The sequence below is a fragment of the Asaia krungthepensis NRIC 0535 genome (genome assembly GCF_025995175.1).
GTDB lineage: Bacteria > Pseudomonadota > Alphaproteobacteria > Acetobacterales > Acetobacteraceae > Asaia > Asaia krungthepensis.
Genome location: NZ_BAPV01000026.1, coordinates 1 through 1,139, shown reverse-complemented (window position 1 = coordinate 1,139; position 1,139 = coordinate 1). Strand labels below are relative to the sequence as shown.

Annotated in this window: 1 protein-coding gene; it reads left to right on the top strand. The window is 60.8% G+C overall.

From position 1 onward, the window contains the following. The coding region (locus AA0535_RS10850) for a porin (protein ID WP_264816158.1) at window positions 1-1,139 on the top strand (1,139 nt) is incomplete at both ends.

Below are 1,139 nucleotides of genomic sequence, written 5' to 3'. Positions count from 1 at the left end.
GCCCAGAGCCCGTGGCTGCAGGATATCGTCCTCACAGGGCTGATCGAGGGCGGGATCACAGCCAACCCGGCACGCCCCGATAACGGCATCAATTTCGGCAACTTCCTCGGCGACCATGCCAATCAGGCCCAGCTCAACCAGCTCAGCCTGACCCTGACCAAGCCCATCGACCCGGCCAAATCAACCTATCAGGTCGGTTTCACCCTCCAGGGCCTCTATGGCTCGGATGCGCGCTATTATCACCTGCTCGGCGTCTCCAACCGTGCCATCGGCGATCGCTACCAGATCCTGCCCATCCAGGCCCATGTGGACGTGCACGCCCCGGTCCTGACCCAAGGCGGGATCGACATGCAGGCCGGTATTCTTCAGGCCCCCATGGGCGTGGAAGTGCTCGACCCCACGGTCCGCCCCTTCTACACCCTGGCCTATACCTCACAATATTCCGTGCCCTTCGAGCATCTCGGCGCCATGTTCCACTGGCATATCAACAAGACCATCGATTTCAATTTCGGCGTCGATACAGGCAATCAGACCACATTCGGCGGCAATGACAACAACAATGCCGCCGCCGGGTATTTCGGCTTCAACCTGAATGGCCTTGCAGGCGGCAAGCTCAATATCGTCGAGCTGTCGCGCGTCGGGCCGGAAAACGCCGTGAACGCGCTCGGCCCCGTCGCCAATACCGCCCAGCGCTGGTGGAACGATATCGCCGCCTATTACACCGTGAACGACAAGCTCAGCCTCACAGGCGAATTCAACTTCCTGCATGATGATGGGCTGCGCGCCGAGACATGGAGCGTCGTCACCTTCGCCGCCTACAAGATCACCCCCAGCCTGACCTTCAATTACCGCGGTGAGCTCTATCGCGACAATTCCGGCCTGTTCGTGGTGAGCTTCCTCAACAACCAGGCCTATATGAACGCCTTCAAGGGGGGCTACGCCCCGGCAGAAACCGCCGCACCCACAACCTATGGCGCACTCACCCTCGGTGTCACATACCGCCCCGATCTCGGCCATGGCGTACGCGTCTTCGCCCTGCGCCCCGAAATCCGCTTCGACCGCTCCCTCAACGGAACCTCACCCTTCAACGATAACCGCAATACAGGCATGTTCACTTTCGGCGGCGACGCCATGATCGG